Annotated in this window: 20 protein-coding genes; 11 read left to right on the top strand and 9 right to left on the bottom strand. The window is 73.7% G+C overall.

The genetic code is table 11. The features are described from left to right. Positions 1-56: 56 nt before the first annotated feature. Positions 57-1,226, bottom strand: coding sequence for a magnesium and cobalt transport protein CorA (locus ACZ7BZ_RS21925; protein WP_470359732.1), 1,170 nt, complete (start codon positions 1,224-1,226; stop codon positions 57-59). Positions 1,227-1,715: 489 nt separating this feature from the next. On the opposite strand from ACZ7BZ_RS21925, the gene ACZ7BZ_RS21920 reads away from it, so the two are divergent. Next, positions 1,716-3,137 carry an NAD(P)/FAD-dependent oxidoreductase gene (locus tag ACZ7BZ_RS21920; protein ID WP_470359731.1) on the top strand — a complete coding sequence of 474 codons (1,422 nt, stop codon included), beginning with the start codon at positions 1,716-1,718 and terminating at the stop codon, positions 3,135-3,137. Positions 3,138-3,394: 257 nt separating this feature from the next. Next, positions 3,395-4,996, top strand: a complete 1,602-nt coding sequence (locus tag ACZ7BZ_RS21915) for an ABC-F family ATP-binding cassette domain-containing protein (protein ID WP_470359730.1) — start codon at positions 3,395-3,397, stop codon at positions 4,994-4,996. A gap of 122 nt (positions 4,997-5,118) precedes the next feature. On the opposite strand, the gene ACZ7BZ_RS21910 is transcribed toward ACZ7BZ_RS21915, so the two are convergent. From ACZ7BZ_RS21910 to ACZ7BZ_RS21900, 3 genes are read right to left on the bottom strand one after another with little or no spacing between them, the layout of a single operon-like run. Continuing rightward, a complete protein-coding gene (locus ACZ7BZ_RS21910; protein WP_470359729.1) occupies positions 5,119-5,880 on the bottom strand; it encodes a class I SAM-dependent methyltransferase in 762 nt (253 codons plus the stop codon). A 7-nt stretch (positions 5,881-5,887) separates the two neighbouring features. Continuing rightward, positions 5,888-6,268, bottom strand: a complete 381-nt coding sequence (locus tag ACZ7BZ_RS21905; protein WP_470359728.1) for a hypothetical protein — start codon at positions 6,266-6,268, stop codon at positions 5,888-5,890. Next, on the bottom strand, positions 6,265-6,813 hold the full coding sequence (locus tag ACZ7BZ_RS21900; RefSeq protein ID WP_470359727.1) for a hypothetical protein: 549 nt from the start codon (positions 6,811-6,813) through the stop codon (positions 6,265-6,267). Before ACZ7BZ_RS21900 ends, ACZ7BZ_RS21905 begins: the two co-directional genes overlap by 4 nt. A 228-nt stretch (positions 6,814-7,041) precedes the next feature. On the opposite strand from ACZ7BZ_RS21900, the gene ACZ7BZ_RS21895 reads away from it, so the two are divergent. Then, a complete protein-coding gene (locus tag ACZ7BZ_RS21895) occupies positions 7,042-7,587 on the top strand; it encodes a hypothetical protein (protein WP_470359726.1) in 546 nt (181 codons plus the stop codon). 10 nt (positions 7,588-7,597) lie between these two features. Then, complete coding sequence (locus tag ACZ7BZ_RS21890) at positions 7,598-8,380, top strand: class I SAM-dependent methyltransferase (protein WP_470359725.1); 783 nt, start codon at positions 7,598-7,600, stop codon at positions 8,378-8,380. Positions 8,381-8,614: 234 nt separating this feature from the next. On the opposite strand, the gene ACZ7BZ_RS21885 is transcribed toward ACZ7BZ_RS21890, so the two are convergent. The 4 genes from ACZ7BZ_RS21885 to ACZ7BZ_RS21870 form a co-directional block, all read right to left on the bottom strand. Further along, positions 8,615-9,862, bottom strand: coding sequence for a glycosyltransferase (locus ACZ7BZ_RS21885; RefSeq protein WP_470359724.1), 1,248 nt, complete (start codon positions 9,860-9,862; stop codon positions 8,615-8,617). Continuing rightward, positions 9,859-10,656: a MerR family transcriptional regulator gene (locus ACZ7BZ_RS21880; RefSeq protein WP_470359723.1), complete on the bottom strand. Its 798-nt coding sequence runs from the start codon at positions 10,654-10,656 to the stop codon at positions 9,859-9,861. The genes ACZ7BZ_RS21885 and ACZ7BZ_RS21880 overlap by 4 nt, the downstream gene beginning before the upstream one ends. A 150-nt stretch (positions 10,657-10,806) precedes the next feature. Next, a complete protein-coding gene (locus ACZ7BZ_RS21875) occupies positions 10,807-11,916 on the bottom strand; it encodes a DUF6745 domain-containing protein (protein WP_470359722.1) in 1,110 nt (369 codons plus the stop codon). Between the two features lie 168 nt (positions 11,917-12,084). Next, complete coding sequence (locus tag ACZ7BZ_RS21870) at positions 12,085-12,411, bottom strand: hypothetical protein (RefSeq protein ID WP_465743164.1); 327 nt, start codon at positions 12,409-12,411, stop codon at positions 12,085-12,087. A 201-nt stretch (positions 12,412-12,612) separates the two neighbouring features. On the opposite strand from ACZ7BZ_RS21870, the gene ACZ7BZ_RS21865 reads away from it, so the two are divergent. The 7 genes from ACZ7BZ_RS21865 (at position 12,613) to ACZ7BZ_RS21835 (ending at position 19,555) form a co-directional block, all read left to right on the top strand. Next, positions 12,613-13,578, top strand: coding sequence for an STM4015 family protein (locus ACZ7BZ_RS21865; RefSeq protein WP_470359721.1), 966 nt, complete (start codon positions 12,613-12,615; stop codon positions 13,576-13,578). Positions 13,579-13,628: 50 nt separating this feature from the next. Continuing rightward, the gene (locus ACZ7BZ_RS21860) at positions 13,629-14,561 is read left to right on the top strand and encodes an STM4015 family protein (RefSeq protein WP_470359720.1); all 933 of its coding nucleotides are present in this window, start codon (positions 13,629-13,631) and stop codon (positions 14,559-14,561) included. A gap of 14 nt (positions 14,562-14,575) precedes the next feature. Then, positions 14,576-15,727 (top strand): STM4014 family protein, encoded by a 1,152-nt coding sequence (locus ACZ7BZ_RS21855; RefSeq protein ID WP_470359719.1) that lies wholly within the window; start codon positions 14,576-14,578, stop codon positions 15,725-15,727. Between the two features lie 53 nt (positions 15,728-15,780). Further along, complete coding sequence (locus ACZ7BZ_RS21850) at positions 15,781-16,641, top strand: STM4013/SEN3800 family hydrolase (protein ID WP_470359756.1); 861 nt, start codon at positions 15,781-15,783, stop codon at positions 16,639-16,641. Continuing rightward, the gene (locus ACZ7BZ_RS21845; protein ID WP_470359718.1) at positions 16,638-17,969 is read left to right on the top strand and encodes an STM4012 family radical SAM protein; all 1,332 of its coding nucleotides are present in this window, start codon (positions 16,638-16,640) and stop codon (positions 17,967-17,969) included. Before ACZ7BZ_RS21850 ends, ACZ7BZ_RS21845 begins: the two co-directional genes overlap by 4 nt. Before the next feature lie 11 nt (positions 17,970-17,980). Then, the gene (locus tag ACZ7BZ_RS21840; protein WP_470359755.1) at positions 17,981-18,892 is read left to right on the top strand and encodes an STM4011 family radical SAM protein; all 912 of its coding nucleotides are present in this window, start codon (positions 17,981-17,983) and stop codon (positions 18,890-18,892) included. Between the two features lie 282 nt (positions 18,893-19,174). After that, a complete protein-coding gene (locus ACZ7BZ_RS21835; RefSeq protein ID WP_470359717.1) occupies positions 19,175-19,555 on the top strand; it encodes a VOC family protein in 381 nt (126 codons plus the stop codon). Positions 19,556-19,687: 132 nt separating this feature from the next. Here the strand turns inward: ACZ7BZ_RS21835 and ACZ7BZ_RS21830 are convergent, their stop codons facing one another. After that, positions 19,688-22,414, bottom strand: coding sequence for a glycosyl hydrolase (locus tag ACZ7BZ_RS21830; protein ID WP_470359716.1), 2,727 nt, complete (start codon positions 22,412-22,414; stop codon positions 19,688-19,690). Positions 22,415-22,640 lie beyond the last annotated feature (226 nt).

Raw genomic sequence — 22,640 nt, 5'->3', positions numbered from 1 at the left:
CGGGGGGGGGTCGTCGGGGGGGTCGTCGCGAGCCCTCGGGGGCCGTCGGGGAGGGGTCAGAGCCAGTTGCGGCGCTTGAAGGCCAGGTACAACCCGGTACAGACCAGCGCCATCAGACCGATCGCGAACGGATAACCGAACGCCCACTTGAGCTCCGGCATGATCTCGAAGTTCATCCCGTAGACCGTGCCGATCAGGGTCGGCGCGAACAGGATGGCCGCCCAGGAGGAGATCTTCTTGATCTCGTCGTTCTGCGCGTGGCCCGCCTCGGCGAGCTGCTTCATCTCCTCGTTCTGCCGCTGCGCGACCAGGGTGGCGTTGACCGTGAGGATGTTCTGCAGCATCTGCCGGAAGCCGTCGACCCGCTCGGCCGCGTACGTGGCGTGGTCGGCGACGTCCCGCAGGTTGCGCTGGAGCTCGTCGTCGGTGCCGTACTTGCCGAAGCCCGCCTCCAGGCTGCGCATGATCTCCAGCAGCGGCCGGGTCGCCCGCTGCAGTTCGATCACCTCGCGGGACAGCTCGTAGATCCGGCGGGAGACCTGAGGGTCCCCGCCGAAGACCTCGGTCTCGATCTCGTCGATGTCGTGCTGCAGCCCGGCGATGACCGGCGCGTAGCCGTCCACCACGGCGTCCAGCACCGCGTACAGCACGGCCTCCGGGCCGAGCGCCAGCAGCTCCGGGTCGCCCTCCAGGCGCCGGCGCACCGCGGACAGGTCCGGGGCCTGCGAGTGCCGGACGGTGATGACGAAGTCGGGCCCGACGAACAGGTGGATCTCGCCGAAGTCCACCTCCTCCGCCTCGTCCAGGTAGCGCGCGGCGCGCAGCACCACGAACAGGGTGTCGCCGTAGCGCTCCAGCTTCGGCCGCTGGTGGGCCACGATGGCGTCCTCGACGGCCAGTTCGTGCAGGTTGAACCGGTCCGCGGCCTCCAGCAGCTGCGCCTCGGCCGGGCGGAACAGCCCGATCCAGGCCATCGCGCCCGGCTGCTCCGGCAGTTCGCGGTAGATGTCGGCGAGGTCGGCCGGCGCGGCGGTCCGGCGACCGTCCCGGTACACCGCCGCGTCGACCACGGAACGCTCCAGCGCCACCGGCTCGACGGCCTGGTCGGGCCTCGGGTCCATCGAATGCTCGGGCGCCGACCGGGGGTCGACGGGCCGCCGCGGGGCCGCCGGACGGGAGAACGGACGCTTGCTCGCGCGCACGGCGCGCACACGCCAGTCGGACATGGCGGGGAACCTCCACGATGGGTGCCCGGCCCGCGCCGCACACGGCACGGCGAGCCGGTGGCGCCCGGCCGGCCGCCACCCGCACGGCGCGACCGGCAGCACCCCGCCCGACGGCGGGATCAGAGCTGCGCGGGAGCCGTACCGGAGGAGGAGTGCCGGGGGCCGCGAATCCTGCGGGACAACCGGGGGCGGGGCCGACTTCGGCCCGTACTACTGCACTCCACGGCTCTCACCTCCTCGGTCCCCGCGCCGGGGACGCCGACGCGACCCGGCCGATTTTAGTACCCACACGACCGACCCTTCACACCGGGGCTCGCGGCGGCCTCCGGCGGCTCGACCGCTGCCGCCCGCTGCGCCCCCTGCCGCCCCCCTGGCGCCCCCTGCGGCTCGGCGCGGGACCCGAGGCGGCGTCAACTGGCGATCCCCTGCTGCGGGTTCGTCCAGCAGGACCGATTACGGACCGGCGCCGCCACCACTACGCTACGTCGCATGACTTCTTCGGAGACGGCCCCCGGGCGGGGCACGGCGGTGGTGATCGGCGGCGGGCTGGCCGGCGTGGTGGCGGCCTGGGCCCTGCGGGGCTTCGCCGAGCGGATCGTCGTGGTGGAGCGGGACCGCTACCCGGACGAGCCGGCGTTCCGGCCCGGGGTGCCGCAGGGGCGGCACGCGCACCTGGTGCTGGAGGCGGGCCACCGGGCGCTGGAGGAGCTGATGCCCGGCATCAACCAGGAGTTGACGGCCGCGGGGGCGCGCCGGGTGTCCACCTCGGGTGACCTCAAGTGGCTCAGCTCGGCCGGGTGGATGGTCGACTACCCGGCCCGGGTGTCCTTCCTCTCCTGCACCCGGCCGGTGCTGGACAAGCTGGTGCTGGACCGGGTCCGCACCGAGCCGTCGATCGAGTTCCTGGAGGGCACCGACGTGGTCGGGCTGCTCGGCTCGGGACGGGCGGTGACCGGGGTGAAGGTCCGCGAGCGGGGCTCGGGGCGCGACTCGGAGCGTGGGTCTGGGCGTGGGTCCGAGCGCAGCTCTGAGCGTGGGTCCGAGCGTGGGTCCGAGCGCAGCTCTGAGCGCGGCGAAGTCCGGGACATCCCGGCCGAGTTGGTGATCGACGCCTCCGGCCGCTCGACCTCCGTACCCAAGTGGCTCGCCGAACTGGGCTGCCCCGCGGTGCCCGAGGAGCGGGTGGACGCCGGCGTCGCCTACACCTCCCGGCTGTTCCACCGCCCGCCCGGCGTCGACCTCGGCTACCAGGCGATCTACCTCCAGACCAAGGCCCCGGACAAGCCGCGGATGGGCGTCCTGCTGCCGGTGGAGGGCGACCGCTGGATCGTCAGCCTGGCCGGGATGCGCGGTGCCGAACCCGAGCCCGGCACCGAGGGCTTCACCAAGCACCTGTCGCAACTGCGCGACCCGGCCCTCCAGGAGATGCTGCGGGAGGCCGAACCGGCGGGCGAGGTACGCGGCTTCGTCCCCGGTCCGGGCGTGCGGCGGCACTACGAGCGCAGCGCCCCGGACGGCCTGGTGGCGGTCGGCGACGCGGCGAGCACCTTCAACCCGGTGTACGGCCAGGGCGTGACCGTCTCGTTGTTCTGCGCCCAGGTGCTGCGCCGCACCGCCGCGCGGCACGGCGGCGTCGGACACGCCACGGCCCGCGACGCCCGGCGGGAGGTCGCGACGGTGTCCAAGACGGCGTGGATGATGTCCAGCGCCGAGGACGTCCGCTTCAGCGCCACCACCGGTGGCCCCTCCGGCGCCCTGGTCCGGCTGCAGCACCGCTACCTGGACAAGGTGCTGCAGGGCGCCACCCACAACCCCGAGGTCACGGCGGCCTTCCACGAGGTGCTGTCCCTGGTGGCGCCGCCGACCCGCCTTTTCCACCCCTCGGTGGTGGCCGCGGTACTGCGCGGCTGACGGCCGTCGCGGACGTACCCGTACGTGCCCTACCCCGGGTCGCGCACGGGTACGTCCAGGCACGTCCGGGCACGTCCTGGTATCTCCGGGTACGCCCCCGAGCACGTCCGCGCGCATCCGGGCGCATCCGTTATTCGGATGCGCCCGTTCCGACCGGTCGCTAGCCTGGCCGACATGTCTACGCCCCGAATCTCCTAGCTGACGGACCCGCCTCCACGCCACCCGTGTGTCCGTTAGTCGTTTCGGAGCGTTATCCCATGATCACCACCCGTGGTGTCGACCTGCGCGTCGGCGCCCGCCTGCTGCTGTCCGACGTCACCCTGCACATCGCCCCCGGCGACCGGATCGGCCTGGTCGGCCGCAACGGCGCCGGCAAGACCACCCTGCTCGCCACCCTCGCCGGGCAGCTGCCGCCCGCCGCCGGCACCGTCACCCGGACCGGGCCGGTCGGCTACCTCCCGCAGGACTCCCGCGCCGCCGACCCGACCGTCACCGTCACCGACCGCATCCTGTCCGCCCGCGGCATGGACGCCTCCGTACGCGCGCTGCGCGCGGCCGAGCAGGCCATGGCGCTGGCCGGCTCGCCCGCCGGGGAACGCCGGGCGATGGCCGCCTACGCGCGCGCCGACGCCGAGTTCCAGGCCAGCGGCGGTTACGCGGCCGAGGCCGAGGCCGCCCGGGTCGCGGCCGGGCTCGGACTGCCCGCCCGGGTGATGGACTCCGCCGTCGGCACGCTCTCCGGCGGTCAGCGGCGCCGGGTCGAGCTGGCCCGCATCCTGTTCGCCGACCACGGCACCCTGCTGCTGGACGAGCCCACCAACCACCTGGACACCGACTCGGTCGCGTGGCTGCGCGGCTTCCTCGTCGCCCACCAGGGCGGGCTGGTGCTGGTCAGCCACGACCTCGGCCTGCTGGCGGAGACCGTCAACCGGGTCTTCCACCTGGACCCGCAGCGCGCCGCGATCGACGTCCACAACACTGGCTGGCAGGCCTACCTGGACCAGCGCGCGGCCGACGAACGCCGCCGCACCCGGGAACGGGCCAACGCCGAACGCAAGGCCGCCGCGCTGCACGCCCAGGCCGACCGGATGCGGTCCAACGTGGCCACCGCGACCACCGCCCGCAGCATGGCCCGCCGCGCCGATCGGATGCTCGCCGAACTCGAACCCGTCCGGCAGGCCGAGCGCACCGCCCGGATCCGGCTGCCCGAGCCCGCGCCCTGCGGCCGGATGCCGCTCGGCGCGGTCAGCCTCGCCAAGGCCTACGGCGACCGGACCGTGCTGACCGATCTGGACCTCGCCGTCGACCGGGGCGCCCGGCTGGTCGTGCTCGGCCTCAACGGCGCCGGCAAGACCACCCTGCTGCGCGTCCTGGCCGGCCACGAGCGACCGGACTCCGGCCGGGTCGTCCCCGGCACCGGCCTGCGGATCGGCTACTTCGCCCAGGAGCACGACACCCTGGACCCGGCACTCAGCCTCCGGGACAACCTCGCCGCGGCCGCGCCCGACCTGACCGACGGCGAGCTGCGGACCGTCCTCGGCGCGTTCCTGTTCCGCGGCGACGACGCCGACAAGCCGGCCGGCGTGCTGTCCGGCGGCGAGAAGACCCGGCTGGCGCTGGCCGGCCTGGTCCACTCCGGCGCCAACGTGCTGCTGCTCGACGAGCCGACCAACAACCTCGATCCGGCGTCCCGGGCGGAGGTACTGGCCGCGGTGGGCACCTACCCGGGCGCGATCGTGATGGTCACCCACGACCCGGACGCCATCGAGGCCCTGCGCCCGGACCGCGTGCTGCTCCTGCCGGACGGCGACGAGGACCTCTGGCACGACGCCTACCTGGACCTGGTCACCCAGGCCTGAGCCCGGGGCCGGGCGGGCTCCCCGGCCCGCCCGGCCTGCCCGGCCTGCCCGGCCTGCCACCGCCTGCAGGCCCGGCCCACGACGGCTTGCTACGGCTTGCTGGCCCCGCCCGCCACGGCTTGCTACGGCTTGCGCGCATCGATCAGGAAGCGCGCCGAATGCGCGACGAACGGCCCCTCGGCCCGGATCAGGGCGTCCAGCTCGTGCAGCCGGTCCAGGTGGGCCTCCACGGTGAAGCCGGGGACCATCCAGATCACCTTCCGCAGGAAGTACACCACCGCACCGATGTCGCGGAACTCCATCCGCAGCCGCTCGGAACGCAGGTCCACGACCTCCAGCCCGGCCGCCCGGGCCTCCGCGCTCTCCACCTCGGGGCGGCGGCCCTCGCGGGCCTCCGGCTGCGGCCCCAGGAAGTACTCGACCAGCTCGAAGACCGAGGCGGGGCCCACGTGCTGGGCGAAGTACGCGCCGCCGGGCCGCAACACCCGGGCGATCTCCGCCCACCAGGCCTTCACCGGGTGCCGGCTGCTGACCAGGTCGAAGGCCTCGTCCGCGAACGGCAGCGGCGGCTCGTCCGGGTCGGAGACCACCACCGCGCCCAGCGGGTGGAGCAACCGGGTGGCCTGGGCCAGGTTCGGCGGCCAGGACTCGGTGGCCGCCAGCACGGGCGGGCGGCCACCCTGCCGCAGGGCGCCGGCCAGCACCTCGCCGCCGCCGGTCTGGATGTCCAGGGCCGCCGTCGCCGTGCCCAGCCGCCCGGCCAGCAGCCGCTGGTAGCCCCAGGAGGGGCGTTCCTCGGTGGCCCGGCCGTCGAGCCAGGAGAAGTCCCAGCCGTCCACGGAGACGGACTCGGCCTCGGCGATCAACTCTTCGAAGGTGCGCATCGTTGCATCATCGCGGCCCCGGCGCCGCCCTGCCATCGTATTCGGGGCCGCTGCGGTGCCGCAGCACCATCCCGGGCCGCACCTCCACGCCGCCGGCGGCGATCAGCCCGCTCACCGGCTCCGCTCCGCCGCCATCCGCCTCGAAGGCGAGCAGCACGCCCGGCTGTTCGCCGCACTGCCGCCCGACCAACCGACGCTCCTCGGGGGTCGGCTCGCGGAACACCGGGTCCTGGAAGGACGCCGGGCAGCGGACGTACACCGGGTCGGTGAGGACCAGCTCCAGGCCGTGGTGGTAGCCGAGGTCGTACCCGGCGGCCAGCCGCAGCTCGCCCGGACGCCAGGAGTACACGTCCCAGTCCCACCAGGACCCCTCCGGCAGCTCGATCACCCCGGCCACCGGGCCGCGCCGTCCGCCACCGCGGCGATGGCCGGGTGGCGGACGGCCTCCAGTTCGGCATCGGCGAGCAGGTCGGCGATCAGGGCGGGCGGGCCGAAGACCTCGGTCGCGCTGAGGTCGCAGTCGGTGAGGACGAACCAGGAGCGGTCCGCCGGCCACCAGTGCGCGGGGAACCGACCACCCTCCGGCCAGGCGTCATGGTGGGCCACCGCCTGGTCCAGCCGGCCCCGGCGGGCCGTCACCGGTCGCAGCAGGTCCTCGACCGCGGCCGAGGCGAACCGGCAGTCCGTGGCCGGACCGTCGGTGCTGTGCCGGGCCAGCACCTCCACCAACCGGGCGAGGCAGGCGCGGTCCGGCTCCCCGATCCGCGGCTGCTCGACCTCGCCCGCGAGCGCCCCCGGCCCGTCGAACACCAGGTGCGACAGGGTGAACGGCCAGTCGGCGAGGCGCAGCCCCGAACCGGCCAGCGCCTCGGCCGAGCGAGCCCGCCGTCCGTCCACCCGCAGCGTGTGCAGCACCCAACAGCGGTCAGCCAAGCCCTGCCCGTTTCTGCTGCCGTTGCTGTTGCCGCTTCCGCTTTCGCTTCCGGGCCAGGAGCCTTCCGGCTCGTAGCCGAGGACCGCCCCCCTCCAGCAGCGGGCGCAGTCCGTCCAACCGGTCCTCGTCCGGCATCCGTTCCACGGACCGCCCCCTCCCCCGGTTCCGAAACCGCGGCACGGAAAACTGGTGCTCCGTGCCGGTACGTCTGGGCGAGGATAGCCGCCATGACGGACGAACAGACCGGCGAGCCGCTCGGCCACGGAGTCGTCGCCAACGTCGCCCGGGAGACGGCGCACGGCGAGGGCGGGCTGGAGATCCGCCGGGGCCTCAAGCACTTCGGCCCGGGCGCCAAACTGTGGATCGCCCCGCCGCGCTGGCACCCGTTCGACGACGTGGTGGTGGTAGGACGCCACCGGGGCAACGGCCGCCGCTACGTCACGCTCGTCACCAAGGTCCGCTTCCTGGAGAACTTCCGGGTCCGTGGCGTCTACAGCCCCGCCCTGCTGCGCGCCCTGTCCCGCCCGGAACCCGGCTTCGAGCAGCACGGCGGACTCTGGACCGTGGAACGGGCCGAGGAGTACGCCGAGTTCCACAACACCCACCGGCTGGAGGTACGGACCGACGGACCCGACCGGGTCCGGCTGCTGGTGTCAGACCCACCGCCGATGGAACTCGGCCACCAGGGCACCACCTTCCACCTCGCCCACTTCAACGCCTACTACGCCCGCTACTCCACCCAACCACCGCCCGTGGAGACCCCGACACCATGACCCCGACACCATGACCCCAAGGCCCGCGTCCGCCCTCGGCCGCTTCTACGACGACTTCGCTGAGGACTACCACCTGCTCTACGCCGATTGGGACGCGTCGCTCGCCCTCCAGGGCGCCGCCTTGGACGCCCTGATCCGTGCACACCTCGGCGAGGGCCCCGCCGAGGTGCTGGACTGCGCCTGCGGCATCGGCACCCAGGCGATCGGCCTGGCCGCGCTCGGCCACCGGGTCACCGGCACCGACCTCAGCCCGGTCGCCGTCACCCGGGCCACCGCCGAGGCCGCCGCCCGCGGGCTCCGACTGCCCACGGCGGCCGCCGACATGCGCGCACTCCCCTTCCCGGACGGACGGTTCGACGTCGTGGTGTGCGCGGACAACGCCCTGCCCCACCTGCTCACGGCCGAGGACGTCCACACCGCCCTGACCGAGCTGCGCCGGGTCCTGCGCCCGGGCGGCCTGCTGCTGCTCTCCACCCGCCCGTACGACGAACTGCGCCGGACCCGCCCGGCCTCCACCCCACCACGGACCACCGAACGGGACGGCCGGCGCTCGGTCCACTTCCAGCTCTGGCAGTGGCACGAGGACGGCGAGCGCTACGACCTCGAACTCTTCCAGCTGCTGCCCGCCGACACCGGCCAGTGGCGGGTCGCGGTCCGCCGCACCAGCTACTGGGCCCTCACCCAGGCCCAGTTGGGCACCTTCGCCACTGTGGCAGGTCTCACCGAGACCACCTGGCAACAGCCCGCCGCCACCGGCTTCTTCCAACCCCTGCTGATCGCCCGGGCACCCTGACTCCTACGTCACCACCTGACCACATGACCACCTCACCGGCCCCGCCGCCTCCTTCCATCGCCTCGTCCATTCCCTCGTTCACGTCAAGCAGAGGGCCAACGTTGCTCCGATCCAAGGCCGTCTGGCAGCTTCCTCCCCACAGTCCGGCCACCTCGCCTCACTGACCCATCGCATCGCCCGCGCCCGGGCCGGAGGCCCGCGTCCGCACCTCGGCCATCGCCACGTCAGCCACCGTCAGGCGGACCACAGGCCCGAGCACCGCCGCAACGGCAGCTCCGCCACCGCCTCCGCGACCTGCGCCGCACCGTCCTCCCCCGCCATCCGGCCGGCCGTCGCCTCCGCCCGGTCCCGGTACGACCGGTCCTCGACGGCCTGCCGAATGGCCTCGCCCAGCCCGGCTGCGGTCAGGTCGGCGAACGGTATCGGTCCGGTGGCCGCTCCGAGCCGGGTGAGCCGTCCGGCCCAGAACGGTTGATCAGCCGTCACCGGGACCGGGACGCTCGGCACCCCCGCGCGCAGCGCCGCGGCCGCCGTACCGGCACCCGCATGGTGGACGACGGCCGCCGTCCGCGGGAACAGTAGGGAGTGCGGCAGTTCGCCGACGGTCAGCACGTCGTCCCCGTTCGCGCCGAGCCCCGCCCAACCGGACTGCAGCACGCCCCGCACACCCGCGCGCCTCAGCGCCTCGACGGCGAGGCCGCTGAGCCGCTCGCCATGGCCGCCAGCCATGCTGCCGAAGCCGATGAACACCGGCGGCGGCCCGGCCTGCAGGAAGTCCTCGACCTCTGCCGGGAGCCGCTGGTCAGCCGCAACGTGCGGCCACCAGTTGCCGACCACCGTCAGCCCCTCCCGCCAGTCGGCCGGGCGCGGGACGAGCGTCGGGCTGAACCCGTGCAGGACCGGCCAGTTCGCCCGTTCCACCGCCCGTCGGCGCGCCGTCTGGGAGCAGGCGGGCAGCCCCAGCCGCGTCCGCAGTCGCCGCGCCGCCCCCGCGTGCAGCCGGTCCACCACCCGCTGGCCGAACGCACCCGTCGCCCGGTTGCCCCAGCGGCCGAGCGGCCGGCCGGGGCCGACCACCGGCGGGAACTCCCCTGTCGGCAGTGTGGGTTGGAGGTAGACCCCGAGACTCGGCACCTCCATCGCCTCGGCCAGGTGCCAGCCGAGCGGTGCCGTCGTCGTGGCGAGCAGCAGCAGGTCTGCCCCGGGAACGGCCGCATCGGCGAGCCCGTCACCGAGCCCCTCCACGAAGGCGGCGGCCCGCGCCAAGAGCGAGGATCGGCCCTCCTGCTCCCCCGCGGTCGCCCCGCCCCGCGGGTCGACCGGCAGCGAACGGAACTCTAGGCCGCTGCCGCTCACCAGGTCGCGGAAGGTCTCCGGCGCGGCGAGGGCGACCTCGTGCCCTTCGCTCCGGAGCCGAACCCCGAGGCCGGTATAGGGGGCGACGTCGCCGTAGGAGCCCGCCGCCGTGACCAGGATCCTCACCGGGTCACCTCCGGGCGGCCCGCCCCGGCCTGCTGCTCCGCGTTGGCGCCGATGGCGCTCCGGAGGTAGCCGGCCAGGCCCGGGCGCTGCTCGGCCGACGGCACGACGAGCGCGAAGGCCCTGGCGTCCGCCTCGTAGTCGTCGGCGATCCGGCAGTGCGTCTCGGGAGGGCAGGGTGTGAACCAGCGGATGATGTGCTGGCGGTGCTCCTCCGCGAGCTCCAGCACCTGCTGATGGTCGACGGGCAGGTCCTGGTCGAAGGCGGCGAGCAGGCGCCCGCGCCAGTCGGCGGCCTCCGCCATCAGGCGTCGCCAGTCCTCCTTGGTGTGGGTGGCGGCGCGGGCCAGGGCCTCCTGATGGCCTTCCCCGTCGCCCCACTTGAGGTGGGCGTCGGCGGCGTAGCTGAGGTCGAAGAGGACGTCGCCGAAGACCTCGAACCGCTCCTCCGGGGTGAGTTCGATCCCGGTACGCTGGACCTCGATCGCCCGCTCCGCGACATCAACCAGTCTCTGCAGCCGCGCGATCTGCTCGGTGAGCGCGTCGCGCCGGGCCTGCAGGTGGTCCAGCGCGTTGGCGAGTGGATCAGCCAGGATGGTGGCGATCTCCTCGAGCGGGAAGCCGAGTTCCCGGTAGAAGAGGATCTGCTGGAGCCTGGCGAGGTCCTCCGCGTTGTAGCGGCGGTAGCCGGCCAGGCTGCGTTCGCTGGGCGACAGCAGCCCGGACCGGTCGTAGTGATGCAGGGTCCGCACCGTGACTCCGGCGAATCCGGAGACCTGTCCGACCGACCAGCTCATGGTTCCTCCCGGTGATCCTGTGGTCCGCGTCCGTGTGTTCGCGCCTCGGGCAGCTGGGTGCTGCGCCGTCCCCACCGTGAAGCCTGACGTGGGGTAAGGGTCAACACGCGCAGTCCGTCGGCCCGTGCCGGGCGCCGGAGGCCGGGCCGGTCAGGTCTCGCGCTGCGGGTGGTAGGCCGTCTCCGGTATGCCGAAGGTCCACGCGACCCCGGCCCGGGCGGTGCGGATGCCCGGCGGGACGCGCAGCCAGTAGGTCCGGAAGGTGCCGTCGGGCTCGGGGGTGGAGTTGACCACCTCGACCATCACCACCGGTTCGTCGTCCGGCAGCACGATCCGCCACAGCACCCCGGCCTCGTCGTGGTGGACGGGCTCGGCGCCGGAGTCGGCCAGGTAGCGCTCGTAGCCGTAGTACTCCAACAGGACGCGGCGCAGCTCGGCGTTCTCCTCGGTGCGGATCCGCTCGACCGTCACCCCGCCGAGGCCCGCCAGGAACTCCGCGGGGACGGGCATGCCGCGCCAGGCGTGCAGGGCGAAGCCGTCGGCGTACTCCAGGGCCGGGCCGTCCGCCCGGTCGAGCCGGCCGGCCTCGTCCCGGTGCAGGGCGACCGGCCGCTCCGAGACCAGCGCCACGTCCCGGTACGGCCACCACCAGCCCGCCTCCCGCGCTACCTCGGCGAGCGGTGCGACGGCCTCGGCGCCCGCTCCGGCGGCCTCGAGGGCGGCGAACCAGGGCGCGTCGTGCTGGCCGCGCACGGCGTCCAGCAGGGCCAGGCGGACGGTGGTGCGGCGGGCCCGGGCGGCGGCGGCCGCCTCGGCGGAGTCCTCGTCGCGGTCGGCCTCGGGTGCGAGCCGGTCGAGCACGGCGTTGCGCACCCGGTCGGCCAGCGGTGTGGTGACCGGGCCGAGTTCGCCGCCGGTGAGCGCCCAGTGCGCCGCCCAGCCGGCCGCGCCGACCTGCTCGACGGCCTGCCGCCGGGCCTCCTCCCAGGGCCGGGTGCGGACCGCCTCGCGCACGCTCACCGCGCCGTCGGCCCGCAGCTCCAGCGCCGCCTCGGCCGCCGCGAGCGGCGAACCGAACCAGTGCACGGCGGTGGGTTCGGGCAGCCCGGCCGCCCGGTAGGCGGCCCGGACCGCGCGTTCGACCGCCGTCCGGTCGGCCGGCCCGGTGGCCGCCGAGGCCGTCCGCCACCGCGCCGTCACCCCGCCGGTGCCGTCCGCCGGCGCCGCGTCCGCCGGGTTGTCGCGGGTCACCGTCTCCATCGTCCACTCCGTTCCCCGGCCGGGCTCCCACTCGGCCATCCGTTCTGCTTCCCGTTCCGCGGTCCACGCCCGCCGGCCGCTTGCCGACCGGCCGACCGGCCCTCCGCCGCACCGCCGAGCGGCCAGCAGCCCGCAGCGCGGACCGCATCGGCGACGGCGGACCGGAGGTCAGTCCGCGACCACCCGCACCGCGCCCGGGACGTACTCGCGCTGGCGGATCACCCGGTACCACCCCTTGGGCAGCGGTATCGCCGCGTGCTCCTCGTGCACCACCCGGCCGCCCTCGGGCAGGTGCAGCCAGGCCTCACCGAACGGCCCCGCCTCCCGCCGCAGTTCGCCGGGGCCGACCACGGCGTGGGCGTGGCCGGTGACCTCGCCGAGCGCGAGCACCATCCGCCCCCGCGCGTCCCGTGGCTGCACGGCCAGCCCGGGCACCCGAAGCGGCACCACGGTCTCAGCGACCGGCACGATCAACACGTCGCCCTGGCGGTACATCAGTCCTCCCTCGCCGTACGGCCGGACCCGGCGGGCGCCGGAGCCCATGGCTCCGCCGTACCGGACACGGTCACGCTCCGGAGCCATGACCTGAACGTAGAGCAAGGGTCTGACAACGCGCCCCGGCCGCCACCCGGCCGCCGGGTTGTCGGTCCCGACTGGTAGACACTTGTTCGGTCCGAACCCCCGGAGGAGCAGCGCATGACCGTCAACCACCACCTCGAGCAGTTCCACGGTCTCCCGGTCTTCGACTTCGTCCAGGCCCTGGAGGAGGCGGGGGCGGCCGACGTCCAGCTGCCGGACGCGGCGGCGGCCGCGTGGCGGATCCGGCTCGACTACGAGTCCGAGCGGTCCTGGGCCGAGCGCTGGCAGCAGTTCCTCGACGCCGTCGACACCGAGCGGGTCACCGCCCTGGTGATCGGCCAGTGGGCGCCGGACGAGCCGGACTCCTTCCAGGAGCCGCTGGACGCACTCGTCGCCGCCGCACCCCGGCTGCCGGCCCTGCGCGCCCTGTTCGCCGGGGACATCACGTACGAGGAGTGCGAGATCTCCTGGATCCAGCAGTGCGACGTGACGCCGCTGCTGACGGCGTTCCCGGCGCTGAACGAGCTGGTGGTGCGCGGTGCCTCGGAGGACTGGGAGGGCCACGGCGGCCTCGCCCTGGAGCCGCTGCGGCACGAGGCGCTGACGGCCCTGCGCTTCGAGGCGGGCGGGCTGCCGGCCGCGGTGGTCCGCTCGGTGGCCGCCTGCGAGTTCCCCGTCCTGGAGCGGCTGGAGCTCTGGCTGGGGGTGGACAACTACGGCGGCGACGCCACGATCGGCGACCTCACGCCCTTCCTGGACGGCACCGGTCTGCCCGCGCTGCGCCACCTGGGCCTGCAGAACAGCGAGTTCCAGGACGAGATCGCCGCCGCGCTGGCCCACGCACCAGTGGTCGCCCGGCTGGAGTCGCTCAGCCTGTCCATGGGCGTGTTGACGGACCAGGGCGCGACCGCCCTCCTGGAGGGCCAGCCGCTCACCCACCTGCGCTCGCTCGACCTGCACCACCACTACCTCACCGACGAGCTCCAGCAGCGCCTGCGCCAGGCCCTGCCCGGGGTCGAACTCGACCTCTCCGAGCCGGGCAAGCCCGACGACCAGTGGCGCTACGTCGCCGTCGCCGAGTAGCCCCCGGCCCCGTCCCCTCATCCGCCCGAACGCACCTACCAGGATCCGACATGACGGTCGCGCACCATCTCGAACGCTTCCACGAGCTGCCGATCCACGAGTTCGCCCCCGACGACGCGGGGCCGCGGCCCGCCGCCGGCGAGGTCGCCTGGCGGCTCGCCCTCGAATACGACGCCAAGCACGGCTTCGCCGAGCTCTGGCGGTCCTTCCTCCGGGCCGTCGACCCGGCCGGGATCCGCGCCGTGGTGATCGGCCCCTGGTGGCAGGGCGGCTACTCGTCCGTGCGGGCCGTGGTCGAGGCGATGGCCGCCGAGGCCGACCGGCTGCCCGCCCTGGAGGCACTGTTCCTCGGCGACGTCACCTTCGACGAGTGCGAGATCTCCTGGCTGGAGATGGGCGACGTCACCCCGCTGCTGACCGCCTTCCCCGGGCTGACCTCGCTGGCCGTGCGCGGCAGCACGGACCTCTGCCTGCTGCCGGTGCAGCACGAGCGGCTGTCGTCCCTGCGCTTCGAGTCCGGCGGCATGCCGGCCACCGTGGTGCGCGCGGTGGCCGGCTCCGAACTGCCCGCCCTGCGGCGGCTGGAGCTGTGGCTCGGGGTGGACGAGTACGGCGGTGACGCCACGCTCGACGACCTCGGACCCTTCCTGGACGGCTCGCGCCTGCCGGAGCTGCGCCACCTGGGCCTGCAGAACAGCGAGTTCCAGGACGAGATCGCGGCCGCGCTGGCCCACGCACCAGTGGTCGCCCGGCTGGAGTCGCTCGACCTGTCCATGGGCGTGCTCTCCGACGCGGGCGCGACCGCCCTCCTGGAGGGCCAGCCGCTCACCCACCTGCGCTCGCTCGACCTGCACCACCACTACCTCTCGGAGGAGATGCAGCAGCGTCTGCGGGAGTCCCTGCCCGGGGTCGAGCTCGACCTCACCGAGGCGGAGGACGCCGGCGAGGACGACGCGGACCGCTACGTCGCGGTCGCCGAGTAGGCGGTGGCGGCGCGATGACACGGCGGTTGACCGTCCTCGGCAACCCGGGGCACCGGCGGGTGACGCTGTTCGCCGCCGCGGCCCGGGCCGCCGGCCTGCCCGAGCCCGCGGTCCTGCCCTGGCTGGACGTGCTGCGCGGCGGGTACCGGCTGCCCGAGGGCACCCTGCTGCGCATCGAGTCCCCGGGTGAGGAGCCCCTGGTCGACGAGTTGCTGCGCGGTCCGGCGCTCGGCTCCGGCTACGCGCCGACCAGGGTCGAGGGCACGGCCGCCTGGTACGCGGGGGTGCTGGCCGCCCTGCGCGGGTTGGCCGCGCACCCGGGCGTGCGGCTGCTCGGCGAACCGGAGGAGATCGCCGAGATGTTCGACAAGCGCCGGGCGCACGCGCTGCTGGCCGTGGCCGGGGTGCCGGTGCCCCGGGCGCTCGGCGGCGAGGTCCGCGACTGGGACCAGTTGCGCGGGCGGCTCGCCGGAGCCGGTCTGCGCCGGGTCTTCGTCAAGCCCGCGCACGGTTCCTCCGCCTCCGGGGTGATCGCGCTGGAATTCGGCCCGCGCGGGCAACTGCTGGCCACCACCTCGGTCGAGCTGGCCGACGGCCGGCTGCACAACTCGCTGCGGGTGCGCCGCTACCGCGACGAGCGCGAGGTGGCCGCGATCGTCGACCGCCTGGCGCCGGACGGGGTGCACGTCGAGCAGTGGATCCCCAAGTCCTCGCAGTCCGGCCGCTCGGCGGACCTCCGCGTCGTGGTGGTCGCGGGCCGGGCCACCCACGCGGTGGTGCGCACCAGCGCCCAGCCGATGACCAACCTGCACCTCGGCGGCGCCCGGGGCAGTCTCGACCAGGCCCGGGAGGCGGCCGGCCCGGCCTGGCCGGCCCTGCTGGAGACGGCCGAGCGGGCGGCGGCCTGCTTCCCCGGCTCGCCGATGGTCGGCGTGGACGTCCTGCCCACGGCCGGCTGGCGCCGCGCCCTGGTCGGCGAGGTGAACGCCTTCGGCGACCTGCTGCCCAACCTCACCGGCCTGCCCGGCGGCCCGGCCGAGGGCCTCGACACCTACGGCGCCCAACTCGCCGCCCTCACCCGGCACACCGACCTCGCCGACCAGGCCGTCCGCACCGACCGCTCCCCCGTCCCGACGCACCACCAGATCCTGGAACCCACCCGATGAGCCACCAGCCCACGCCCGAACCGGCCACCCCCGAGCCCGACCCGAACCCCGACATGAACGCGGTGGTGGGCAGCCACGACCTGCTGCTCGTCACCCTCGACACGCTGCGCTTCGACGTCGCCGAGGAGCTGGCCTCGGCCGGCCGCATCCCACACCTGGCCGCCTTCCTCCCCGGCGGCCGCTGGGAGCGCCGGCACGCGCCCGGTAGCTTCACCTACGCCTCCCACCAGGCGATCATGGCCGGTTTCCTGCCCACCCCCGCCTCGCCCGGCGGCCCCCACCCCCGGCTGTTCGCCGCCCGCTTCGCCGGTTCGGAGAGCACGGCCACCCGGACCTGGGTCTTCGACGCGCCCGACCTGCCGACCGCCCTGGGCGCGGCCGGGTACCGAACGGTCTGCATCGGAGGCGTCGGCTTTTTCAACAAGCAGGGCCCGCTCGGCTCCGTGTTGCCCGGCCTGTTCCAGGAGAGCCACTGGGCACCGGAGCTGGGTGTGGCCTCCCCGACGTCCTTCGAGGAGCAGGTCGCCCGGGCCGAGCGGGTCGCCGCCGAACAGCCCGCCGAGCAGCCGCTGTTCCTGTTCCTGAACGTCTCGGCGCTGCACCAGCCCAACTGGTTCCACCTGCCCGGCGCCACCCGTGAGCACGGTGACTCCCGGGCCAGCCACGCCGCCGCGCTGGAGTACGTGGACGCCCACATCGACCGCCTGTTCGCGGCGATGAGCGCCCGACGCCCCTGCTTCGCCATCGTCTGCTCCGACCACGGCACGGCGTACGGCGAGGACGGCTACACCGGGCACCGGATCGGCCACGAGGTGGTCTGGACGGTCCCGTACGCCCACTTCACCATCCCCACCCGGCCCACCGGCACCGCCGCCACCGCCACCGCCGCCGCCACCGCTGAGGAGCGTCGATGACCGCCGCACCCCCGCTCCCCGACTCGCCGTACCAGTCGTACGTCTACGCCTACCCGCACAAGACGGCCTACCGCCCGCTGCCCGAGCGCCCGCCGCTGAGCGAGCTGTGGAGCGGAGAGCCGCAGCACGCCCTCTCGCTGTACCTGCACATCCCGTTCTGCGAGGTCCGCTGCGGCTTCTGCAACCTGTTCACCCGGATCGGCAGCCCCGAGGGCCTGACCACCGCCTACCTGGACGCCCTGGAGCGCCAGGCCGTCGCCGTGCGTTCGGCGCTCGACGAGGGCGCCCGGTTCGCGCTGGCCGCGTTCGGCGGCGGAACCCCCACCTACCTGACGGCCGCCGAGCTGGAGCGGCTGTGCGACATCGCCGAGCAGCGGATGGGTGTCGACCTCCGGGCGGTGCCGCTGTCGGTGGAGGCCTCGCCCGCCACCGCGACCGCCGACCGGCTGGAGGTACTGGCCGCCCGGGGCACCACCCGGCTGAGCATGGGCGTGCAGTCCTTCGACGACACCGAGGCCCGCTCGGCCGTCCGCCCGCAGAAGCGGGCCGAGGCGGAGGCCGCCCTGGGCCGGATCCGCGCCGCCGGCATCCCGGTGCTGAACATCGACCTCATCTACGGCATAGCCGGCCAGACCGAGACGAGTTGGCTGCGCTCGCTGGACGCCGCCCTGCACTGGCACCCCGAGGAGCTGTACCTCTACCCGCTGTACGTGCGCCCACTCACCGGCCTGGCCCGCCTCGGCGAGCAGGAGAGTGCCGCCGCCTGGGACGCCCGCCGGCTCGCGCTCTACCGCGCCGGCCGGGACCACCTGCTGGCCAACGGCTACGAGCAGGTGTCGATGCGGATGTTCCGCCGCGCGGCCTCCCCGCAGGCCGGCGCGAGCGAGTACGCCTGCCAGACCGACGGCATGGTCGGCCTGGGTTGCGGCGCCCGCTCCTACACCTCGCGGCTGCACTACTCCTTCGACTACGCGGTGAACGCCTCCGAGGTGCGCGGCATCATCGACGACTACGTCGCCACCGAGGACTTCCACCGCGCCGAGGTGGGCCACTGGATGGGTGGTGCGGAGCCGCGCCGCCGCCACCTGGTGCAGTCGCTGCTGCAGGCCGAGGGCATGCCGCTGGCCGACTACCGCGCCCGCTTCGGCGGTTCGCCGGGCGAGGACTTCGGGGCGGAGCTGGCCGGGTTCGCCGAGCGCGGCTGGCTCACCGACGATCCGGAGCACTTGAGGCTCACCCCGGATGGGCTGGCGCACTCGGACGCGGTGGGCCCGCTGCTCTTCTCGCCCGAGGTCCGGGCTCTGATGGCGGCCTACGAGGCGAAATGACCTTCCTCGGCATGCCCTCGGCCGCGCCCGCCGCCGGGGGCGACGACGACGCGCAGCCCCGGGACCTCACCCTGCTCTACCGCGGGCCGCTCTCCTCCTGCGACTACGACTGCCCCTACTGCCCGTTCGCCAAGCGCCGCGACACCCCCGATCAACTGCGGGCCGACCGAGCGGCGCTGGAACGCTTCACCACCTGGGCCGCTTCCCGCGCGGGCAGCGGCGATACCCTTTCGCTGCTGTTCACCCCCTGGGGTGAGGGCCTGGTGCGCTCCTGGTACCGCCGCGCGCTGGTCGAGCTGAGCCGGCTCCCGCACGTGCGCCGGGTCGCGATCCAGACCAACCTCAGCTGCCGCACCGAGTGGCTCGCCGAGGCCGACCGCACGGCCCTCGCCCTCTGGGTCACCTACCACCCGGGCCAGGTCCGGCACGACCGCTTCCTCGCCAAGTGCCGCGAGCTGGACGCGCTCCGGGTGCGCTACAGCGTGGGCGTGGTCGGGCAGCCGGAGCACCTCGCCGAGGCCCGGCGGCTGCGCGCGGCGCTCACGCCCGAGGTGTACCTGTGGGTCAACGCGGCCGAGGGGCGCAACTACACCGACACAGAGGCCGACCAGTGGACGTCCCTGGACCCGCACTTCGGCTACAGCCGGCACGCCCACCCGAGCGCCGGGCTGCCCTGCCGCACGGGCGAGTCGGTGTTGTCGGTGGACGGCGACGGCACGGTGCGCCGCTGCCACTTCGTCCGGGACGTCCTCGGCAACCTCTACGACGGCAGCTACCGGGCTCAACTGCGGCCACGCGCCTGCCCGTCGTCGGTGTGCGACTGCCACATCGGCTACGTCCACCTGGAGACCCTGCCGCTGTACGAGCTGTTCGGCGCCGGCGTCCTGGAGCGGGTCCCGGAGGCCTGGCCGACAGGAGGGTGATAAATCGGTTGCGAACCGACCACGCCGGGTGACAGCGTACGAACCACTCGGCAGCACAAGGACGTTCAGGAAGGAGGCCCGCCATGACGGACGGTATACGACCCGCAGCCTGCCGGCCCCCGCGCCGACCGGCCGCCTACTGACCGCTCCTTGACAACTGCATCGTGTCCCTGCCTGAACTCCTCGGCGTGATCGGCCGCCCACGGCCCGGAGCGGTCCCCGCCCGCCGAGCGACGGGCTCCCTACCTCCCTAGCCTGGTAACCGAGAGGAGGCGAAACACCATGCTTGGAGACGGACCGCTGCAAGCGGTCATCCCCGCCACCGATCTCGCCCGCGCCAAGGCCTTCTACACCGGCACCCTCGGCCTCAAGCTCGTAGAGGAGGGTGAGGAGGAACTGACCTGCGAATGCGGCGCGACCCAGTTCACCGTCTACCGCACCCCCAGTGGTGGACAGGCCGCCCACACCCTCGCCAGTTTCAAGGTCGCCGACCTCGACGGTGAGATGTCCGCCCTGGGTGAGCGCGGCATCACCTTCGAGGAGTACGACTTCCCCGGCCTCAAGACGGTCAACGGCGTGGCCGAGGGCGAGGGGATGCGCGCTGCCTGGTTCAAGGACAGCGAGGGCAACATCCTCTGCCTGGCCCAGCGCGTCGGCCAATAGCCGGCCTCGCCGCGCGCCCACCTACCGCATCCATCCACTGCGCCCACCCGCGGCACCGGACGCCGGCCGGACGCGCCGGTGCCCGGCCCGCTCGTGCCGAGCGGGCCGGGCACCGGAAACGAAGCGGGACGATCAGCCCTGGCTGTCGTCACCCTGGCTGTTGTTGTCACCCTGGCTGTTGTCGTCCTGGGACAGCGCGTGCGGGTCGATCGACCAGATGCCGCGCCCGAAGGTGGCGGCGTAGAGGCGGCCGTCGGGGCCGGTCCTGAGCTGCTGCACCGCGGTGGTGGGCAGGTTGCGGCCGAGCACCGAGAACCGGCTCTCGCCCGGTGCGCGGTAGAAGGCGGCGAGATCGGTGCCGAGGGCGAGGCCGCCGCCGGGCAGGATCTTCACCGAGGTCGCCGGGACGTCGGGCAGGTTCGCCGACACATCGGTCCAGGTCGCGCCGCCGTCACGGGTCTCGAAGAGGTGGCCGATGCCCGCGCCGGGGCCCTCGGTCCAGGTCCGGGAGAACCCGTTGAAGGCGACGAGGACGTGCCGGGCGTCCTTCTCGTCCACCGCGAAGGAGGAGATGTAGCGGTTCGGCAGGGTGCCGTCTACGGGCAGGCTCAGCTGGTGCCAACCGGTGCCGTCGATGTTGCCGACCGCGATGCCGCGGCTGAACCCCTGGTTGTTGCACGGGCCGCACCAGCCCGCGTACACCGTGCCGTTGACGGTGGCGACGGCCGTGGCGACGTGCCCGGCGCCCAGGTCGTACGCGCTGGTCCACTCGCTGCCGCTGCGGATCGCGTACCCCTTGTGCTGCACCCAGACGTGCTGACCGCCCGCGATCCAGGTGTTGCTGTCCTTGGGGTCACTGGTGAGCGGCGCGATGAAGCGGGCGGCGCTGGTGTCCTTGTCCGGCGGGGCGATCTCGAAGGACGTGGCCTTGCTCGGGTCCTTCGTCCAGCTGCCGTCGTTCACCGCGCAGTTCTGGGTGACCCACATGTCCAGGTAGACGTACTCCTCGGCGATGTTGCAGCCGTTGGCCGGGTCGACCAGGGTGTCCGCGCCGTCGCCGCCGAAGTTGGAGCCCATCACCTTGTCGTGGGCGCGCAGGATCGACTGGCCGTTGTCCTGGAGGCCGCCGGTGACGATGACGCCCTTGCCGGAGCGGTCCGCCGGGTCCTTGCCGATGCCGACCGAGTAGTACTGGAGGGTGTCGATGGTGCCGTCGTTGAGCGGCGTCCAGTCCTTGCCGTGGCCCCAGGCGTCCAACTGCCCCTTGCCGGGGCGCCGGTAGATGCCGCCGTCGTTGCCGACGTAGACGTTCACCTTGCCCTGGTAGCTGCCGAAGGCGACGGCGTGCTGGTCGGAGTGGGTGGTGGGCGAGCAGTCACCGGTCTGCTTGCTCGGGTCGATGCTCCAGCACGGGAAGCCGTTGTTCCAGTACGGCCCGACGGTCGCCCAGTTGCTGCCGCCGTCGGTGGTCTCGAAGACCTCCTCCAGACCCGCGTAGACGTGGTCGGGGTTGGCCGGGTCGACCTGGAGGGACTGGTTGTACCAGGCCTGGATACCGGGCTGGTATCCCGCGTCCTGGAGCGCGGAGCCCGATCCCTTCAGTTTGTCCTTGTCCGCGATGAGCGTCCACGGGCCGTACGGGGAGCCGGACTTGGAGACGTAGATGCCCTTGAGGCCGGTGTCCGGGTTGTGCGCCATGACGTCCGGAGACTGGTCGATCGCGTAGTAGCGCGAACCGTCGGCCGAGCGCGCGAAGGTCACGTTGCCGACGTTCGCAGCGTCCGCCGGGAGGTCGCCCATCGAGGCGACGCGCTGCCAACTGCCGTCGGCGGCCTTGCTGTAGAAGCCGTTGTAGGTGTCACCGCCGCGCCAGCCGACCGCCAGGATGACCTTGGACGGGTCCTTGGGGTCGATGGCGATGTCATTGGCGATGTTCTTGTACGGCGCGCTCGGGTCCTTGGCCATGGAGCCACCCGGCAGGTAGTCCGGGTTGGGCGCGAACTCCAGCGTCCACGGGCCCGACAGGTCGGAGGTCGAGTGGCTCCACACACCCCGGCTGGTGGCCGCCCAGACCTTACCGCCGCCGAAGCGCAGCGCGTGGATGATGGTCGACTCCAGCTCCGCCCCGCCCACCCGGTCGCCGGGCTGGAACTTCCCGTGCTGCGGATCGGACAGCACGTACACGCCCGTGCCCACATAGGAGGTGGCCCCGGTGTTGGACTCACCGGTGGCGTACCAGAGCCGGCCGCCCTCGTCCAGGTTTAGCGTGCCCGTGGACAGGGTCGGCAGCTTGTCCGCGATCGGCTCCCACTGGCCGCCACCGGTACGGGAGCGGAACACCCCGCCGTCGGCGCCGCCCGCGTACACATAGCCGTTGCTGTCGGCCGCGATGCCGGTGATCCGGCCGGTCACCAGGCCGGCGCCGCCGCTGGAGTTGGAGTTGACGTCCCGGTAGCGCGGGTCGTCGGAGTTGTACGGCTTGTCGGTGACGTGCTTCCAGTTTCCGCCGGCGCGCGGCATCGACTGCAGCTGCGCCCAGGCCGCGCTGTACGCGCCCGGCGCCACGACACCGGGGGCGGTGCGCGCCTCCGTGTACTGGGCGACGCCCTCCGCGGAGTTCTCCGCCTCGTCGCCGCCGTCCCCGGCCTCCGAGTCGGCCTTGGGGCTGAAGGTCGAGAGGGCGGTGGCCTTCTTGGTCTTCGCGGCGTGCTGCTTCCCGATGTCCGCCTGGTGCCGCACCTGCCAGGGCTGCGCCGTGGGCGACGTCGACGGCGCGGCGAGTGCCTGGGTGGTGGTCAGTCCGAGGGCGGTGAGCGTGACAGCGCTGAGCAGCAGCCGTCGATGTTGCCTGATGGGCACGAGTGCGGTCCTCCCCTGAGGCCGGCCGCGCGGTCGCACGGTCCCGGCGAAGCAGGGAGTAAGCCTGGTGGGTGTGCCCGTCGGAGGGAAGGCCCGTTCGGTAAAGGACGGTTAAGAGCCATACACTGTCGAACAGTTGGCATTCAGCGAATGCCCGGTGCTGCCACACCGCGTCGGCCGAGTGTCGAGCACGGCGCACGATCACCGTTCGCCCATCACCGCTCGC

It is taken from the genome of Kitasatospora sp. NPDC036934, from assembly GCF_055608425.1.
Note: the sequence above shows the minus strand (reverse complement) of the source record. Positions and strands in the feature narration are given on the sequence as shown.

Excerpts from the sequence above, each read along its gene's own strand:
- ACZ7BZ_RS21925 (WP_470359732.1), bottom strand. The coding sequence starts at position 1,226 with ATGTCCGACTGGCGTGTGCGCGCCGTGCGCGCGAGCAAGCGTCCGTTC.
- ACZ7BZ_RS21920 (WP_470359731.1), top strand. The coding sequence starts at position 1,716 with ATGACTTCTTCGGAGACGGCCCCCGGGCGGGGCACGGCGGTGGTGATC.
- ACZ7BZ_RS21835 (WP_470359717.1), top strand. The coding sequence starts at position 19,175 with ATGCTTGGAGACGGACCGCTGCAAGCGGTCATCCCCGCCACCGATCTC.
- ACZ7BZ_RS21875 (WP_470359722.1), bottom strand. The coding sequence starts at position 11,916 with ATGGAGACGGTGACCCGCGACAACCCGGCGGACGCGGCGCCGGCGGAC.
- ACZ7BZ_RS21880 (WP_470359723.1), bottom strand. The coding sequence starts at position 10,656 with ATGAGCTGGTCGGTCGGACAGGTCTCCGGATTCGCCGGAGTCACGGTG.
- ACZ7BZ_RS21890 (WP_470359725.1), top strand. The coding sequence starts at position 7,598 with ATGACCCCAAGGCCCGCGTCCGCCCTCGGCCGCTTCTACGACGACTTC.
- ACZ7BZ_RS21915 (WP_470359730.1), top strand. The coding sequence starts at position 3,395 with ATGATCACCACCCGTGGTGTCGACCTGCGCGTCGGCGCCCGCCTGCTG.
- ACZ7BZ_RS21910 (WP_470359729.1), bottom strand. The coding sequence starts at position 5,880 with ATGCGCACCTTCGAAGAGTTGATCGCCGAGGCCGAGTCCGTCTCCGTG.
- ACZ7BZ_RS21870 (WP_465743164.1), bottom strand. The coding sequence starts at position 12,411 with ATGTACCGCCAGGGCGACGTGTTGATCGTGCCGGTCGCTGAGACCGTG.
- ACZ7BZ_RS21865 (WP_470359721.1), top strand. The coding sequence starts at position 12,613 with ATGACCGTCAACCACCACCTCGAGCAGTTCCACGGTCTCCCGGTCTTC.
- ACZ7BZ_RS21850 (WP_470359756.1), top strand. The coding sequence starts at position 15,781 with ATGAACGCGGTGGTGGGCAGCCACGACCTGCTGCTCGTCACCCTCGAC.
- ACZ7BZ_RS21860 (WP_470359720.1), top strand. The coding sequence starts at position 13,629 with ATGACGGTCGCGCACCATCTCGAACGCTTCCACGAGCTGCCGATCCAC.
- ACZ7BZ_RS21895 (WP_470359726.1), top strand. The coding sequence starts at position 7,042 with ATGACGGACGAACAGACCGGCGAGCCGCTCGGCCACGGAGTCGTCGCC.
- ACZ7BZ_RS21840 (WP_470359755.1), top strand. The coding sequence starts at position 17,981 with ATGCCCTCGGCCGCGCCCGCCGCCGGGGGCGACGACGACGCGCAGCCC.
- ACZ7BZ_RS21855 (WP_470359719.1), top strand. The coding sequence starts at position 14,576 with ATGACACGGCGGTTGACCGTCCTCGGCAACCCGGGGCACCGGCGGGTG.
- ACZ7BZ_RS21845 (WP_470359718.1), top strand. The coding sequence starts at position 16,638 with ATGACCGCCGCACCCCCGCTCCCCGACTCGCCGTACCAGTCGTACGTC.